This is a genomic window from Levilinea saccharolytica (assembly GCF_001306035.1).
Lineage (GTDB): Bacteria > Chloroflexota > Anaerolineae > Anaerolineales > Anaerolineaceae > Levilinea > Levilinea saccharolytica.
On sequence record NZ_LGCM01000065.1, the window covers coordinates 275,627 to 291,666 of the forward strand.

At 63.0% G+C, this 16,040-nt stretch carries 12 protein-coding genes and 1 other annotated feature (1 of these 13 cut by a window edge); of the genes, 11 read left to right on the top strand and 1 reads right to left on the bottom strand.

Annotated features, from left to right (window positions below; genetic code table 11):
- Window positions 1-180: 180 nt before the first annotated feature.
- Window positions 181-2,748, top strand: coding sequence for a right-handed parallel beta-helix repeat-containing protein (locus ADN01_RS18520; RefSeq protein ID WP_062417208.1), 2,568 nt, complete (start codon window positions 181-183; stop codon window positions 2,746-2,748).
- Window positions 2,749-2,960: 212 nt separating this feature from the next.
- Window positions 2,961-5,525: a right-handed parallel beta-helix repeat-containing protein gene (locus tag ADN01_RS18525; protein ID WP_062417209.1), complete on the top strand. Its 2,565-nt coding sequence runs from the start codon at window positions 2,961-2,963 to the stop codon at window positions 5,523-5,525.
- Window positions 5,526-5,592: 67 nt separating this feature from the next.
- Here ADN01_RS18525 and ADN01_RS18530 read toward each other — a convergent pair whose 3' ends face one another.
- Window positions 5,593-6,660, bottom strand: a complete 1,068-nt coding sequence (locus tag ADN01_RS18530) for a transglutaminase-like domain-containing protein (RefSeq protein WP_075071342.1) — start codon at window positions 6,658-6,660, stop codon at window positions 5,593-5,595.
- A gap of 107 nt (window positions 6,661-6,767) precedes the next feature.
- Between ADN01_RS18530 and ADN01_RS18535 the strand changes: the two genes are divergently transcribed.
- From ADN01_RS18535 to ADN01_RS18575, 9 genes are all read left to right on the top strand, one after another.
- On the top strand, window positions 6,768-7,577 hold the full coding sequence (locus ADN01_RS18535) for a DUF58 domain-containing protein (protein WP_160318469.1): 810 nt from the start codon (window positions 6,768-6,770) through the stop codon (window positions 7,575-7,577).
- A complete protein-coding gene (locus ADN01_RS19500) occupies window positions 7,574-8,602 on the top strand; it encodes a hypothetical protein (protein WP_075071344.1) in 1,029 nt (342 codons plus the stop codon). The genes ADN01_RS18535 and ADN01_RS19500 overlap by 4 nt, the downstream gene beginning before the upstream one ends.
- 144 nt (window positions 8,603-8,746) lie before the next feature.
- Window positions 8,747-9,091, top strand: coding sequence for a YlxR family protein (locus ADN01_RS18545; RefSeq protein WP_075071358.1), 345 nt, complete (start codon window positions 8,747-8,749; stop codon window positions 9,089-9,091).
- A gap of 115 nt (window positions 9,092-9,206) precedes the next feature.
- On the top strand, window positions 9,207-10,991 hold the full coding sequence (gene infB / locus ADN01_RS18550) for a translation initiation factor IF-2 (protein ID WP_062417898.1): 1,785 nt from the start codon (window positions 9,207-9,209) through the stop codon (window positions 10,989-10,991).
- A 29-nt stretch (window positions 10,992-11,020) separates the two neighbouring features.
- The gene (rbfA, locus tag ADN01_RS18555; RefSeq protein ID WP_062417897.1) at window positions 11,021-11,404 is read left to right on the top strand and encodes a 30S ribosome-binding factor RbfA; all 384 of its coding nucleotides are present in this window, start codon (window positions 11,021-11,023) and stop codon (window positions 11,402-11,404) included.
- Window positions 11,394-12,407 (top strand): DHH family phosphoesterase, encoded by a 1,014-nt coding sequence (locus ADN01_RS18560; RefSeq protein ID WP_062417896.1) that lies wholly within the window; start codon window positions 11,394-11,396, stop codon window positions 12,405-12,407. Before rbfA ends, ADN01_RS18560 begins: the two co-directional genes overlap by 11 nt.
- Window positions 12,404-13,315, top strand: coding sequence for a tRNA pseudouridine(55) synthase TruB (gene truB / locus ADN01_RS18565; RefSeq protein WP_062417895.1), 912 nt, complete (start codon window positions 12,404-12,406; stop codon window positions 13,313-13,315). Before ADN01_RS18560 ends, truB begins: the two co-directional genes overlap by 4 nt.
- A gap of 41 nt (window positions 13,316-13,356) precedes the next feature.
- Window positions 13,357-14,286, top strand: a complete 930-nt coding sequence (locus tag ADN01_RS18570; RefSeq protein WP_062417894.1) for a bifunctional riboflavin kinase/FAD synthetase — start codon at window positions 13,357-13,359, stop codon at window positions 14,284-14,286.
- Window positions 14,276-15,706 carry an FAD-dependent thymidylate synthase gene (locus ADN01_RS18575; RefSeq protein WP_062417893.1) on the top strand — a complete coding sequence of 477 codons (1,431 nt, stop codon included), beginning with the start codon at window positions 14,276-14,278 and terminating at the stop codon, window positions 15,704-15,706. Before ADN01_RS18570 ends, ADN01_RS18575 begins: the two co-directional genes overlap by 11 nt.
- A 69-nt stretch (window positions 15,707-15,775) precedes the next feature.
- Window positions 15,776-16,040, top strand: a binding site (T-box leader); it runs 50 nt beyond the window's last position.

Genomic DNA, 16,040 nt, shown 5'->3' on the forward strand with positions numbered 1-16,040 from the left:
AGTCCGTCACCGGGCTGCGCCCGATTTTTGACTCTTGCCTATTCTCAGAGCTGCAGGGGCGGGATTGAGGCCGGTTTTCGATTGTCAGCCGGGGGATCTTTGAGTAAGATCATAGCAGCGGTTTTAACCGGGGGAAATTGTATTGGCGCACATGGGCTTTTTGATTCAGGAGGCGTGGTTATGCAATCTCGTTTCACTTTGATCCGGTGGCTGGCGGCGGCTGTGCTGCTGGTCAGTTTTCTGCCGCAGTTCCCCGCGCAGGCGCAAAGCGAACCCCCCGGCGGCGACCTGGAGGCTGAGGCCGGTTTTTACCCCGACCCCGGCGCGTATTTTAAGGTGGGCAGCACGGCCTACGCGGTTACTGCCGCGGACTGCGACCCATCCCTGGCGGGCGAGCAGGCCTGCGACAACCCGCTGCAGGCAGCTGTGGAATTTTTGACGGCCCAGAACCTGACCCCCGCAAGCGGCAAGATCTACATCGGTGCGGGGGTGTACGACCTGGCGGCGGCCACAAACCCCGCGTCGAATTGGAGTATTGATGGGGGCATTTGGACCGCCTATCCGCCAAAGCTGACGCTGGTGGGCATGGGTTCGGCCCTGGGCGGAGCGGCGACCACCGAGCTGCGCGGCAATATCAGCCTGTCTAACCTCGGCGCGCTGACGGTATCGAATCTGCTGATCCAAGGGGGTAGCCTCGCCACCGGCAATACCAGCGGGCTGATCACCTTGGATCGGGTGCAGGTGCTCAACAGCCCCGGCACGTGTATTTCGATTGGCGCTCACCAGGGATCGGTGGCGGCGTCGCAGGTGCTGGTGAACGGCTGCGCGGCGAGCGGCAGCGGCATTTTTGCCGACGTGACCGGCGGATTGAAGATGACCGCCAGCCATTTGAATGCCGCCACGGGCGAGGGGCTCTTTTTGGTTGCCGGTGAGCCGGTAACTTTGCTGAACGTCTCCAGCCATATGAATGGAGGGGGCGGGATCGTGATTCAAAGCCGGCCGGATTCGGCCCCGAAAGTTTCCCTGACGGCGGTGAACATTACCCGTAATGAGGGTACGGGGGTGCAGATCGGCACCCTTGGTGCGGTATCGGTGGACCGCAGTGTCTTTGCGAATAATAGCGGCATGGGATTGATGGTGATGAACATTAATCCCGAATCACCTGCACCGGTGAATATTTTCCGCAGCCAATGGATCCGCAACAGCGGAGGCCTGATGGTGCAATCCGCCGGGCGCATCCTGGTGGACGGCATGCGCAGCGAATTTAACCAAGGATCCCCGGTGATGTCGCTGGATAATATGGCTGGCTCACTGCCTATCCAAATCAGCAACCGCCTGGGAGCCAACACGTTGGCCAATAATGACGGCCCTTCCTTCATCATGAGCAATTCCAAGGTCGCGATGACAGGCGTGAACGCGGTGCGGAGCCAGGGTTTCCAAATCACGGCGCCGAATTCCGCTGTGACGGTCATGCGCAGCAGCATCACCGACAGCCAGTCGCATCCGGGGCTGATCATTATTTCAGGTGGGGCGACCACCCTTGCGGATGTACGGGTGAACAAGAACAACAGCGTGGGGGCATCGCTGGTGACCGCTGGTGCAGGCGGCTCCTTGCGCATCCTGCGCAGCCAGTTCAACGGGAACAGCGGCCCGGGGGTCAGCATCTCGACGCTGGGCCGCACGCAGATCAGCCAGGTGGAAGCATCGAATAACTCGGCGTTGGGAATGGAATTGGTGAACAACGGGGTTAACCCTACGGGCTGGTGGGTGACCCTTCAGCAAAGCACCTTCAACGGCAACAGCGGCGGTTATGGTTTGAGAGTGGCTACGACCGGCGGTGTTCAGGCCAAGAAGATTTCGGCTTCGAACAATACCTCATACGGTATGCAGGTTGAATATATCGAACCGGCCCCCTTCCAGCTGACCGGCAAGCCGGGGGATAACCGGTTTGTGAGAAACGGTGCTATGGGTTTGGCCGCGTTGGGGGTGAGCAAACTGGTTCTTTCGGGTGTGGATGCCGGCCAAAATAATTCTTTCGGCGTGCAGGCCATAGGGGCAACCACGCAGGACTTCCAAATCACCAATGTTCAGGCGAACGCCAATAACAGTACCGGCATTTTGGCCATCTCAGGCGGGAGAATGCTGTTGAAAAATGCAGCCGCGGACGCCAACTCTGAAAAAGGGCTGATCGCGCAAACGAATTATTCCGACACGGCCAAACTGGACCTTTCGATTCTGTCTTCCCATTTTGACGGCAATGGGGTCAATGGGTTGGATCTGCGCACCAGCGGGCCGGTGCTGATGAACGGGGTATCCGCTTCTCATTCTGCGCTGGGCAGCGGCGCGGTCATCGCCGATAATGGGGGGCCGAATATGACGGCGAAGGTGGAGATCTTGAGCACCTTGGGCCAGAACTACTTTGACAACAACGCCATGTTGGGCATGGATGTGGTCAACGCCCAATCCTTCAGCGCCAGCTACCTCTCGGTGCGCGGCAACGGCAAAAACAGCAACGTCCCGGGGCTTTTCCTGCGCGGGCCGGACGCTCCCGTGACGCTGACCTGTGCGGTGGTCACGGGCAACCCGGCGGATGGTCTGCAAACGGATACCGGCGCCGCTCTGGTGAAGATTGTGAATGGGATGATGGACGGCAACACGCGCCTGGATCCCAGCACATATGTAAATATCCGCTTGTTCAGTCTCGCAACCACCCTGGATTACAAACCCGGGGTGTGCAGCGGCTGGTAAACTGCATCTGAGATGGGCGGTCGGGCGCAGTCCGTCACCGGGCTGCGTCCGATTTATTTACCGCTCGCCTGACCCCCAGGGCCGGCAGACGATCTGTTGCCCGCTTTCGATTTGTCATCGGGGGTGGTTTTGGGTAAGATTATAAGGATGTTTTTTGGCTGGGGGAAAATCGTAACGGCGTATTCAGGTTGGATGGTTCAGGAGGCATTTTGATGCAATCCCGTTTCACTTCGATGCGATGGCTGTTGGCAGCTGTGCTGGTGTGGGTCAGTTTTCTGCCGCAGTTCCCGGTGCAGGCGCAAAGCGAACCCCCCGGCGGAGAGATGGACGCTGAGGCCGTTTTTTACCCCGACCCCGGGGCTTTCTTTACGGCGGACGGCATGACGTACGCCTTTACACCGGCGGACTGCAACCCGCTGGCGGACGGCGAACAGCCTTGCGATAACCCGCTGCAAGCGGCGGCAAATGCACTTTTGGGCCTGAACCTGACACCCGTGGGCGGCAAGATTTACATCGGCGCGGGGGTGTACGACCTGGAGGGGGCCGCAGACCCTGGGCCTCACTGGGTGATCAACGGCACCGGCTGGACCTCTCTGCCCTCCAAGCTGACCCTGGTGGGCATGGGCTCGGCGGTGGGCAGCCCGATGTCCACGGAGCTGCGCGGCATCGTCAACCTCACCAACCTCGGTTCGGTGACGGTGTCGAACCTGCTCATCCGCTCCGGCGGTCTGGTGACCAGCAACATGACGGGAACGCTGAACCTGGAGCGCGTGCAGGTGATGGACGGCCCCGCCAACTGTGTGTTTATCGGCAGCCAACAGGGTGCGGTGACGGCGGCCCAGGTGGTGATCAACGGCTGCGGCGCGATTGGCATTTTTGCTGAAGCGACCGGCGGGCTGAAGATGACGGCCAGCCATATCACCGGCGCGGGCGGGAGTGGGATCAATTTAATCGTTGGGAATACGGTGACGATGCTGAATGTCTCCAGCAGTTCCAACGTCGGCGACGGCCTTTATCTGGTCGGCATGCCGGATACCGCCCCGCGCGTCTCGTTGACGGCCGTCAGCACCGTCCGCAATCAAGAAGAAGGCGCTCAGGTCATCACCCGCGGCGCGGTTTCGGTGGACCGCAGTGTCTTTGTGGGCAACGCGGGCGTGGGGCTGCTGGTGGATAACAGCGGGCCCGACATCAGCCAGCCGGTGACGGTGCTGCGCAGCCAATTCCTGCGCAACGCTGCGAGCGCGAACATTTATTCCAGCGGGCGCATCCTGATGGACGGCATTCGCAGTGAGGCGAACAGCGATTACCCCAACATCGTGCTGAACAATTCCTGGGGCACCCAGCCCATCCAATTCACCAACCGGTTTGGTCCGAACGTACTGGCCAATAACGAAGGCACGGTGTCGTTATTCACGCAGGGGCAGGCCACGGTGACGGGCGTGAGCGCCGTGCACAGCCAGGGGATTGATATCGGCGCGTCGAACGGGTCTGTGACGGTCTCACGCGTCAGAATTACTGCCAGCCAGTCGGCCCCGGGGTTGGCGATCAATTCGGGCGGCAGGACCACCCTGGCGGATGTGCAGGTGAACCGGACCAACAGCGTGGGAATCACCGTCCTGGCCAGCAATGAAAATGCCCCCATGCGCATCCTGCGCACCCAATCCAATGGGAACTCCGGCCCAGGATTCAGCCTGAACAACCCCGGCCGGGTGCAGATCAGCCAGGTGGAGGCCTCGAACAATGGAGCGTATGGAATGCTCCTGTCCAGCACTCCTTCGCAGCCCAAGGGCTGGTGGGTGACTGTGCAGCAGAGCAGCTTCAATTACAACAAACCCGGTTTCGGTTTGAACATCGGCTCAACCGGCGGCGTACAAATGAAGAAAATATCGGCTTCGAATAACGGAGCCCAGGGTGCGCGGGTCGAAATTCCAACGTCGGCGAATTTCCAGATGAGCGGCAAGCCGGGCGACAACGTGTTTCAGGGCAACGGCGGTGCGGGCCTGAGCGTGGCTGGCGTGGGCAAGCTGGTGTTGGCGGGGGTGGACGCCAGTTATAACACCGCGATGGGCGTGGAAGCGGCGGCCACATTACCGCAGGACTTCCTGCTGACCAACGTTCAGGCGAACGCCAACGGTGTGGTGGGACTGTCTCTGAACACGGCCGGAACGATGCTGTTGAAGAATGTGGCGGCGGACGCGAATAACGTTACGGGGCTGTCTGCGGTCAACCCGTATACGGCGGACACCCGACAAGGCGTCACCCTCCTCTCCAGTCACTTTGATATCAACCAAATCTTTGGGGCACAGATTGTGACCAACGGTCCGGTGCTGTTGAATGGGGTTTCGGCATCCTACACCAGAGAGCGATTTGGTCTGCAAGTTATCTATAGTAATCCGGAGGTCCCCGTTGAGAAGGTGGAATTCTTGAGCACCCTGGGCAAAAACTACTTTGACGGCAACGGCAGCAACGGACTGCTGGTCCTCGGCGCGAAATCCTTCACCGGCAGTTATGTGTCGGTGCGCAATAACGGCCAGTTCATAGCCACGCCGGGCATGGGCGTTAGTGGGGTGGACGCCCCGGTGACGCTGACCTGCGCGGTGGTGACGGGTAACCCGGCAGACGGCATACAGGTGTCCATTGGCGCGGCTTTGCTGAAGATCGTGAACGGTATGGTTGAAGGCAACGCGCGGCTGGACCCAGACTTGTTTCAAAACGTCCGTTTGAACGACCCGGGTACCACGTTGGATTTGAAACCCGGAGTGTGCAGCGGCTGGTGAGCTTTGGCCTGAAAGCGAAATAAAAGCAAAAATGAGCGCAGTTCGGTGACGGACTGCGCTCGTTGATTTATTCTGCCGGTTTGCGCCGGCGGCGCAGGCGCAGGAGAAGGCGCTGCCCCCAGGCACGGGCCCAGGCGCGCTGCGCGGCGCGCACAGCGGCGGCGCTGGGCGGGGTGCGGCGGTAGGCGGCGTGGATGTAGACCTGCACGGCCAGGCGCAGGGCAGTGGCCAGGCGCGGGTAGGCTTGCAGGTGCGGCTCGGCACGGCGCAGGGTTTCCCAGGGGGTCAGGTGGGCGGGCACATCCACACCGGCGACGGTCAGTTCCCGGCGCAGGGCGGCGTACAGGCGGGCGGCCTGGGCGGCGGGGGAACGGTCAGGGGGGATGCGCCAGCGGCGCAGGGCGGCGAAGACGGCGGCCCCCAGCAAAACAGCCCCCAGCAGCCAGCCCCAGGGGGTCTTCTGAGTCTGCGCGGCGCTTTGCGGGTGGGGGGTGGGGCTGGGCTGGCGGTTAGCGGAGGGCGGCTCCGGGTAGACGGGCGCCGGGAAGGCGGCGGTCGGCTCAAACTCCACCCAGCCGTAGCCGGGGAAATAGACTTCCACCCAGGCATGGGCGGCCGAGGCGGGCACGCGGTAGGCGCCGCGCTCAAAATCGTATTGGCCCATGGCATAGCCGCTGACCACGCGGGCGGGGATGCCCTCGGCGCGCAGCAGGACGGTCATGGCGCTGGCGGCGTAGCTGCAAAAACCGGCGCGGGCGTCGAACAGGTAGTAATCCACCGCATCCTGATCGGGACCGGGCAGGGGGGTATCCAGGGTGTAGGGAAAAGCGCGCAGATAAGCCTGCACGCGCAGCACGCGGTCGTAGGGGAAGGGGGGATCCTGGGCGGCCAACTGCGAGGCCAGGTTCACCACCCGCCGGGGCAGGCTGGGGGGCAATTGCAGGTAGCGCGCCTGAATCTCCGGCGGGTAGCGATTTCCGGCGAAGCGCAGCTGCGTTGCGTCCAGTTGGAGGGTGTGGGAGAGGACGGTGTATTGGAGAGCCGTGCCGCGCACCCGCTGGGCGCTGCCGTCGGCCAGGGGCTGCAGGGCGGCCGCGCCGCTGAGCACCTGCACGGGGTCGTTGGCAGCGAACAAGTCGCCGCTGGAGCGCCAGCACAGAATGCCGCCAGCGGGGAATTTTTCGCCTGGGGCCCTGGGAACTGCGCAGCGGCGACCCTTTCGGCCTGTTCAGCGTGCGTCAGGTGACGGCTGACCCCCTGGAAATTGTGGTTTACCCGCCCCTGGCCCACCTGCCCCCCGATCTGCTGCGTCCGCGCAGCGCACCCGGCAGCCAGCGCCCCCTGCGCCAGCCGCTCAGCGCCGAAACCACCCAGGCCAGCACCACCCGTGATTACGCCCCCGGCGACTCTTTGCGCCGCGTGCATTGGCCCACCACCGCCCGCCGCGAAAAATGGTCGGTGAAGGAATTTGACCCCGAAGCCGCCGCACGGGTGTGGCTGATCGTGGACAGTCAGGCTGGCGTCCAGCGCGAGGCTGAGGGCCGCAGCAGCCTGGAAGATCTGATCATCACCGCCGCCAGCCTGAGCAGCCATCTGCTGCGCAGCGGTCTGGCGGTGGGCATCCTCGCCGCCGGAAACGCCCCCCTGCCGCCGCGCCCCGGCCCCCACAGCCTGTGGGTTCTGCTGCGCGGTCTGGCCGGTCTGAACGCAGGGCCCACCTCCCTGGGCAGCGCCCTGCAAGCGTTCCAACCTCTGCTGCTGCCGCAAGACCTGTGCGTGGTGCTGACCCCCTCGCTCGACCCCGCCTGGAGCCGCCCGCTGCGCCTGTTGGCCCATCCCCAGGCCGTCCTGTGGGCCGCCGACCCCTGCCCGCCCGAGGTCCAATCCGCGCGTCTGCGCCTGACCGCCCAGGGCATCCCCACCGAGATTCTGCTCAGCCCCCAGATTCGCGTCATCCCCGCCGCCTACGGTGCGCTGCGCCGCTGGGAATTTCGCGCCACCGGCACCGGCCGCGTGGTGGTGCAGGCCCGCCCGCGCGAGGTGCAGCCGTGAAAGCCGCCCTGCGCGAACGCTGGCTGCTGTGGCTGCTGCTGGTGGCGGTGTGCCTGCCGATCAGCCTCAGCCTGGGCGACACCCCCGGCTTGTCATCTCCCCCCGCGGCGCTCAGCGGGCTGTGGCTGGGCCTGCTGGTGGGCGTTTTGCTGACCTATACCCGTTTTTCCGGCTGGGGGGCGGCCGCCTACAGCCTGACCTTGGGGTTTGCCGCCGCCGCCCAGGCCGCCGGGCGCGTGCTGCCGCCGCTCAGCGCCTGGGTGCTGCCCCTGGGCATGGACCGCCTGACCTGGCTGAACCTGCGCGTGACGGCTTTCGGTGTGCGCATGGGCGGCTGGTGGGGTGATCTGCTCGCCCAATCCGTTCCAGACCGCGGCCTGTGGACCTTCCTGGCCGCCTGGGGACTGTGGTGCCTGGCGGTGTGGCTGGTCTGGTGGGTGCTGCGCCGTCAAAACGCCTATGCCGCCCTGCTGCCGCTGGGGCTGGCCCTCATCTTCCAAACCGTCCGCCAAGGGCAAAGCGCTAACTTGTTGTGGGCCTTCGGGTTGGCGGCCCTGGCCCTCATCGCCCACTGCGCCTTTCTCCGCCAGGCCGCCGATTGGCAGCAGCGCGGCCTGGATACCCTTTCCGAATTCAGCGATTGGGCCCTGGGGACCGTTGCCGCCCTGGTGCTGCTGGCCGGGCTGGCGCGCCTGACCCCCCTGGCGGCTACCCCCCAGGGCTGGGACCAAATTCGCGATTTTTTCAACCCCCCGCCTGCCCCCAGCGCATCCTGGAGCAGTTTACCCGCGCAGGCCGCCCAGGCCCTCACCCCCATTCGTCTGGAAGCCATCGGTCACCCCCCCCCGCAGGATGAAGGCGTGGTGCTGTGGGTGCGCCTCAGCGACCCGCCCCCGCCGCCCCCCGAAGCCGGAACCGCCGCGCAACCGCCCCGCCGTTACTGGCGCAGCGCCGTGTACTTTGGTCGAACCGGCCATCCTCGAAGAAGAAGAAGAGGACGACGCGAGCGGCGACAAAAAGGATAAGAAGGGTTCTAAGAAGAAAAAGAAGAAACAGGTGGTCATTTCCTATGACCCCGACCGCGATATGACCATCGTCCGCAAGAAGCACAAACGCGGTGACGGAGATTGGAGTGATTGGGAGGCCTAACGCCAGGCGGCGAGCGTACTGTGGCTAAGAAAACGCTGAAGAAAGTCAAACATGTTCCGCAAAGGACCTGCGTCGGCTGCCGGTCTGTGCTTCCCAAGCGAAACCTCATTCGCCTGGTGCGCACACCCGAAGGCGTGCAGGTGGACCCGAAAGGCAAAATGGCCGGGCGCGGTGCCTATCTGCACGACCAACGCTCTTGTTGGCTGCGCGCCCTAAAAGGCCCCCTGGCTAACGCCCTCAAGGTCGAACTCTCCCCAACGGAACGAGCCGCTCTGCTTGCGTTTCTAGAAACCTTGCCAGAATCGGATGATGATCCCCTCTCGGGCCCGTCTTCTGCTGAAAGTCCCAGCAGTATGACACCCTGACCCTCGCTGAATGGCGCGCCTCCCCCGCGCCACCTCTGCGACCCCAGGCCGCCCGAGTACGCTCTCGCAATCACCGGCTGGCAGGCCAAATGGGGTGCAATGAAGGAGGTATTTTATGAGCGAGACTGGGTTGAAGAAGATCGAACTTCCCCATAGCATCACAGTGCGCGACCTCGGTCAGCGCATGGACGCCAGCCCCATCCAGGTCATCAAAATCTTGATGACCAATGGGGTTATGGCCAATATCAACCAACTGGTGGATTTTGACACCGCCGCCATCGTCGCCAATGAATTGGGGTTTGAAGCGGCGCTCGAAAGCCTGGAAGAAGTCGAAGAAAAAGAGACCGGTGAAATTCCCCTCTGGCGTCAGGTCATCATGAACGAAGACCCGCGCAGCCTGGTCAAACGTCCGCCGGTGGTCACCATCCTCGGCCACGTGGATCACGGCAAGACCACCCTGCTGGACGCCATCCGCCACAGCAACGTGGCCAGCGGCGAGGCGGGCGGCATCACCCAGCACATCGGCGCCTACCAGGTGGAACACCACAACCAGCTCATCACCTTCCTCGATACCCCCGGTCATGCCGCCTTCACCGCCATGCGCGCCCGCGGCGCCCAGGGGGCCGATATCGTCGTTTTAGTGGTTGCCGCCAACGACGGCGTCATGCCCCAAACCCGCGAGGCCATCGCCCACGCCAAGGCCGCCCGCGTGCCCATCATCGTGGCCCTCAACAAAGTGGACCGCCCCGATTCCAACCCTGACTTCGTCAAACGCCAGCTGGCCGAAAACGGCCTGGTTCCCGACGAATGGGACGGCGACACCATGATTGTGCCCGTCTCGGCCAAACAGAAAATGGGCATCGAAGACCTGCTGGAAGCCATCCTGCTCGTTTCCGACAGCATGGATATCCGCGCCAACCCCAACGGCAAAGTCCTCGGCACGGTCATCGAAGCCCAGGTCGAAAAAGCCAAAGGCGTCATCGCCACCCTGCTGGTGCAGAACGGCTCGCTGGAAATGGGCGACATCATTGTGGCCGGAACCTCGATGGGCCGCATCCGCGCCATGTTTGATTACCGCAACCGCAAATTGCGCAAAGCCGGCCCTTCCATGCCTGTGCTGGTCATGGGCCTCAGCGACGTGCCCGCCGCGGGCGACATCTTCCAGGTCTACAAAAATGACCGCGAAGCCCGCGCTGTCGTCGAAGAACGCAAAACGCAGGCCCAAAACCGCCAGGCCGCCGTGCCCAAGGCCACCCTGGAACAGCTCTTCGAGCGCTACCAGGCCGGTGAAACCCGCGAACTGTGTCTGCTGCTCAAAGCCGACGTGCAGGGCTCCCTGGAACCCATCGTGAGCGAGCTGAAAGACCTGAACAAGTCAGAAATCAAGGTCACCATCCTGCAAGCCGAAGCTGGCAACGTCAGCGAAAACGACGTCATGCTGGCGGCCGCCTCCAAAGCCATCGTCCTCGGCTTCAACGTCACCGCCGATACGGCCGCCCGCCGCCTGGCCGAAGCCGAAGGGGTCTCCATCCGCCTGTACGACATCATCTACCGTCTGACGGAAGATATCGAAAAAGCCCTCAAGGGTATGCTGGAACCAGAATTCAAGGAAGTGCCCCTGGGCAAAGCCGAGGTTCTGGCCGTGTTCAATATTTCCAAAGTGGGCAACATCGCCGGCTGCCGCGTCACCCAGGGTGAAGTTCGCCGCAACGGCAAGGCCCGCGTCCTGCGCGCTGGCAAAGTCATCTTTGAAGGCGATATCTCGTCCCTCAAGCACGAACGCGACGACGTGCGCGAAGTGCGCCAGGGTTACGACTGCGGTATCTCCTTCCGCAACTTTGATGACATGCAGGCCGGGGATCAGATTGAATGCTATACGATTGAGCGATTCGGCAGCTAAGCGCCGTTTTGTCTGTGGAGTATTAAGTTATGCCGTCTAAAGTTCGTCTTACCCGTATCGCCGACCGCATCCGTCAGGACCTGTCGGAAATGCTGATTCGCGAAGTGCAGGATCCCCGCCTCAGCGGAATTTCCATCACCGACGTCAAGGTGGATCGTGAACTGACCTTCGCCGATATCTATGTGTCTGCGGTGGAAGGCAGCGAGCGCAGCAAAGAGATTCTGGAAGGCCTGCAAAGCGCCTCCGGCTTCCTGCGCAGCCAGCTGGCCGCCCGCATTGACCTGCGCGCCTTCCCGCGCCTGCGCTTCCATTGGGATCCTACCCCCGAACGGGCCGATCACATCGAGCGCATTCTGGCCTCCCTGCGCCAGGAACCCGCCGCCCCACAGGAAAAGCCGAGCGATGAATCCTGAGCAAGCCCAGCAGGCCGCGCTGATCGGCGAGCGCATCCATGCCGCCTCGCATTTCACCCTCGTCTCGCACGTCCGTCCGGACGGAGACGCGGTAGGCTCTTTGCTGGGTCTGGGGCTGTCGCTGCAGGCCGCGGGCAAAACTGTAGAAATGGTGCTGGCCGACGGTGTGCCCGACAGCTTCCGCCACCTGGAAGGCGCCAATCAGATTGTGCGCACGGCTTCGCATACCTCCGGTCTGACCGTCGTGCTGGATTGCTCCGATCTGGTCCGCACCGGCGGCGTGCTGGCAGCGCGCATTCCTGACCTGGCCTTGGATCACCACGCCACCAATCCGGGCTTTGCCCGCTACAATTTGGTTTGGCCCCAGGCCGCCGCCACCTGTGAGCTGCTGGCCGACTGCCTGCCCTTGTGGAATTTGCCCATGCCCCCTGCCGTCGCCAGCGCGCTGCTCAGCGGCCTGCTCAGCGATACCATCGGCTTCCGTACCCCCAACGTCACCCCCCTGACCCTGCGTCTGGCCGCCGACCTGATGGAAAAAGGCGCGCCGCTGGCCAGCCTGTACCACCAGGCCCTCATCAGCCGTTCACTGGAGGCCGCCCATTTCTGGGGCGCCGGTCTGGAATTGGGCCGCCTGCAGCAGCAGGGGCGCGTCCTGTGGACCGTGCTGACCCTCTCTGACCGCAAGCAAGTCGGGTACCCTGGAAATGACGACGCCGATCTGATCAACCTCATCGCCAGCGTTGAGGGCGCCGATGTGGCCTTGATTTTTGTGGAGCAGAAAAACGGTAAAATCAAGGTCAGTTGGCGCGCCGTCCCCGGCATTGACATCTCCAAGGTTGCGCTCCAGTTTGGCGGCGGCGGACACGCTGCCGCGGCGGGCGCTGAACTCAACGGGTCCTTAGAATATGTGCAGCAGCAAGTCTTAGAAGCGACCCACCAATATCTGTCCAAACTCAACGGTCATTCAACCCAACCGGTTATGAATAAGGGGAAAGGAAAATGAGCGATAATCACGGTGTAGATATAAAAAGTGCCATCTCCGGCGTTCTGGTGATTGACAAACCCGTGCGCATGACTTCGCATGATGTCGTCCAGGCCGTCCGCAAAGGCACCAACATCCGCCGTGCCGGTCACACCGGCACCCTCGATCCGCGCGCATCCGGCGTTTTAGTGGTACTCATCGGCCCCGCCGTGCGCCTGAGCGAATACGTCTCCGCCTCCGACAAGCGCTATCAGGCCATCATCCAGTTAGGCTCCTCCACCGACACCTACGATGCCGACGGGCGAGTCATGCAGACCTCGCCGGTGGACATCACCGAGCAGCAGTTTGAGGAAGTCCTCGACACCTTTGTGGGCGAAATCGAACAGGTTCCCCCGCCCTACTCCGCCATCAAAGTCAAAGGCCGCAAAGCCTATGAAATGGCCCGCGAAGGCGAAGAGGTGGATCTGGCCCCGCGCAAGATTCAGGTTTACAGCCTGGAGCTGCTCGAATGGGCGCCCCCAGAAGCTGTCATTGATGTGTACTGCTCTTCCGGCACCTACGTGCGCTCGCTGGCCCACGACCTCGGTCAAAAACTGGGCTGCGGGGCCCATCTGGTGGGACTGCGCCGCACCAAAAGCGGCCGCTTCACCCTGCGCGACGCCGTGCCCCTGCGCAAGCTGCGCGACGCCTTCGATTCGGGCAACTGGTACCAGTACCTCATCCCTGCCGCCGAAGCCCTCTCCGATTGGCCCGCGGTGGAACTGGATCAGGAAGCGATGGACACCATCCGCCACGGCCACCGCATCCCCGCCGATGAAGGCTCCAAGGGCATGGCCCGCGGCATCAGCGAACAGGGCGAGCTGGTGGCTCTGCTTGAGTTTGATGAAGACACCAAAGAGTGGCAGCCGCGTAAGGTCTTTTTCTCCTAAACGGCAGCCCACATTCCAGGCACACCTACGCCCGCGGTCTGATGCAGCAGTTCTCTTCTCTGGACACCCCTTGTCTCCTGGCCTCCTGGGTGGCGGTTGGCGTCTTTGACGGCGTCCACCGCGGTCATCAGGCTCTGCTGACGCACTTGGCCGCCGGGGCGCATGCCGCCGGTCTGCCCGCCGCCGTGGTCACCTTTCACCCCCATCCCGCCGTCGCCCTGGGTAAGGTGCAGCCTCCCTTTTACCTCACCAGCCCGCAGCAGCGGGCTGAACAGCTTTCCAGCCTGGGCATTGACGCCCTGGTCACTTTGCCCTTCAACGCCAGCCTGGCACAGGTGGAGGCCGAAGCCTTCATGCGCCAGCTCATCCGCGCCCTCGGCCTGCGCCGTCTGCTGGTAGGCGAAGGCTTTGCCCTGGGGCGCGGCCGCCAGGGGGATATCCCCACCCTGCAAAAGCTGGGGGAGACCCTGCGCTACAGCCTGGAAGTCGTCCAACCCCAGCAGTCTGCCGATGAGATCATTTCTTCCAGCCGCGCCCGCGCCCTGCTGACCCAGGGGGACCTGCCCCAGGTGGCCGCGCTGTTGGGCCGTCCCTACCGCATCGCCGGGCCGGTGGTGCACGGCGACGGCCGCGGGCGCACCCTCGGCATCCCCACCGCCAACATCGCCCCCTGGCCCGAACAGCTCCTGCCCCCGGCGGGCGTGTATGCCACCTGGTTCACCCTCAAAAACCAACGTTACCCCTCGGTCACCAATATCGGCTACCGCCCCACCTTCCTCGCACAAGCCCCCTCCCCTCGCGTGGAGACTCTCGTCTTTGATTTTGAGCGTGACATCTACGGAGATGATGTAGAATTAGATTTCATCACCCGTTTGCGCCCTGAGCAGCGTTTTCCCAGCCCAGCGGAGCTCATCGCTCAGATCCAGCGGGATATCCAAAACGCACGGGAGACGCTTTCTCATGACTCATAACCCTCGCCAGGTTTATCTGCTCGATCCGCAAAAGCTGCCCCCCGAAACCATCGCGGTGGCCTTTGCCAAGACCTCGCGCTCTCCCCAATCTTTTCAAGAAATCGCTGCCGAACTCACCGAAGAAAAAAGCGCCGAATTCCACGAACGCTGGGTGGTGGGTTACGGCCACGCCTCCGTGGCCGAACACGCCGTGCTGCACATCGCCGTGGAGAATATCTCCCGCCTGGCGGTGGAAGTGCTGGAATCGAACCGCCTGGCCTCTTACACCGAAAAATCCACCCGCTACCAAACCTGGACCCCTGACGGCTACTACATCCCTGAGGAGCTCAGCGCCCCCCCCTTGCGTAAAACCTACGCGGATGTCTGCCGCCTGCTCTTCGACACCTACCAGCGTGCCCTGCCTGCCGTGCGCGAAGTGATCCGCCGGGAGAACCCACCCCAGCCCGGCGAATCCGAAGCCGCCTGGGACCGCCGCCTGCGTTCAGCTTATGTGGATGTCTGCCGTTTCCTGCTTCCGGCGGCCTCTCTGGCCAACGTGGGCGTCACCATCAACGCCCGCGCCCTGGAACACGCCCTGCGCAAGATGATCTCGCACCCTCTGGCCGAAGTGCGCGCCGCCGGGGAGGAGATGAAAGCCGTGGCCCAGGCCCAGGCTCCCACCCTGGTCAAATATGCCGATGCCCAGCCGTATCTGCAGCGTCTGCCCGAATTCTTCGGTGAAGCCGCCGCCGAGATTCCCACCCCCGATTCATCCGCCGCGGATTGGTGCGCGCTCATTTCCAGCGATCCCGACGGCGAAAACCGTGTGCTGGCCGCTGCCCTCTACCGCTTTGGCCAATACAGCTATCCGCAGATATTGGCCCATCTGCGCAGCCTGAACGCCAAAGGCCGCCGCGAATTGGCCCACCTGCTGCTGGACGGCCTGGAGCGCCACGATATCCCCCTGCGCGAGCTGGAATATTGCAGCTACACGGTGGATCTGACCCTGGATCAGGGGGCCTATTTTGAGCTGAAGCGCCACCGCATGATGACCCAGACCGCCCAACCCCTCAGCCCCCATCTGGGCTACGCCGTCCCCCGCCGCATCCGCACCGCTGGGATTGAGGAAGATTACCGCCGCGCCATGCAGGCCGCCGCCCAGGCCTATGAGCACCTGGCCGCCTGGAACCCGCAGGTGGCTTCTTACGTCATCCCCAACGCCTTCAACCGCCGCGTGCTGCTCCAGTTTAACCTGCGCAGCGCCTTCCATCTGGTTAACCTGCGCACCGCCGAAAACGCCCATTTCTCCATCCGCCGCGCCGTGCTGCGCATTGCCGAACAGATCCAGGCCGCCCACCCCTTGCTGGGGGCTTATCTGCGCCTGCCCGCGGGGGAGACCTGGAAAACGGTAGAAGACGCCCATTTCGTGCAAACCGCCTGAATTTGCCCCAAAAGCAAAGTCATCTCTTGACAGAAGCAGCGTTTTGCCTATAATCATACAAAATCATACAGAAAGACTGTGATGAGGACGAGTACACATCGCCCCGGCGGTACAGAGAGCAGTGAATGGTGAGAGACTGCCCGTACAGTGATGTGGAATGGACCTCGGAGTTGCAGGGCAAACGCGAAAGCCAGTAGCCCGCGCCGGAGCTGCCACCGTTATCCAGGCAAAGGGTATCGCGACCTTCGGGTCTGCCGTACCCCAAAGAGTGAGGCTGGCCTTTTTCCCCTTGTGGTGCATCACCGCAGGGGATTTTTGTTAACAAGGCGCACAA

Bases quoted from the DNA above. Each gene is read 5' to 3' on its own strand.
- ADN01_RS18520 (WP_062417208.1), top strand. From the start codon at position 181: ATGCAATCTCGTTTCACTTTGATCCGGTGGCTGGCGGCGGCTGTGCTG.
- ADN01_RS18525 (WP_062417209.1), top strand. From the start codon at position 2,961: ATGCAATCCCGTTTCACTTCGATGCGATGGCTGTTGGCAGCTGTGCTG.
- infB (WP_062417898.1), top strand. From the start codon at position 9,207: ATGAGCGAGACTGGGTTGAAGAAGATCGAACTTCCCCATAGCATCACA.
- rbfA (WP_062417897.1), top strand. From the start codon at position 11,021: ATGCCGTCTAAAGTTCGTCTTACCCGTATCGCCGACCGCATCCGTCAG.
- ADN01_RS18560 (WP_062417896.1), top strand. From the start codon at position 11,394: ATGAATCCTGAGCAAGCCCAGCAGGCCGCGCTGATCGGCGAGCGCATC.
- truB (WP_062417895.1), top strand. From the start codon at position 12,404: ATGAGCGATAATCACGGTGTAGATATAAAAAGTGCCATCTCCGGCGTT.
- ADN01_RS18570 (WP_062417894.1), top strand. From the start codon at position 13,357: ATGCAGCAGTTCTCTTCTCTGGACACCCCTTGTCTCCTGGCCTCCTGG.
- ADN01_RS18575 (WP_062417893.1), top strand. From the start codon at position 14,276: ATGACTCATAACCCTCGCCAGGTTTATCTGCTCGATCCGCAAAAGCTG.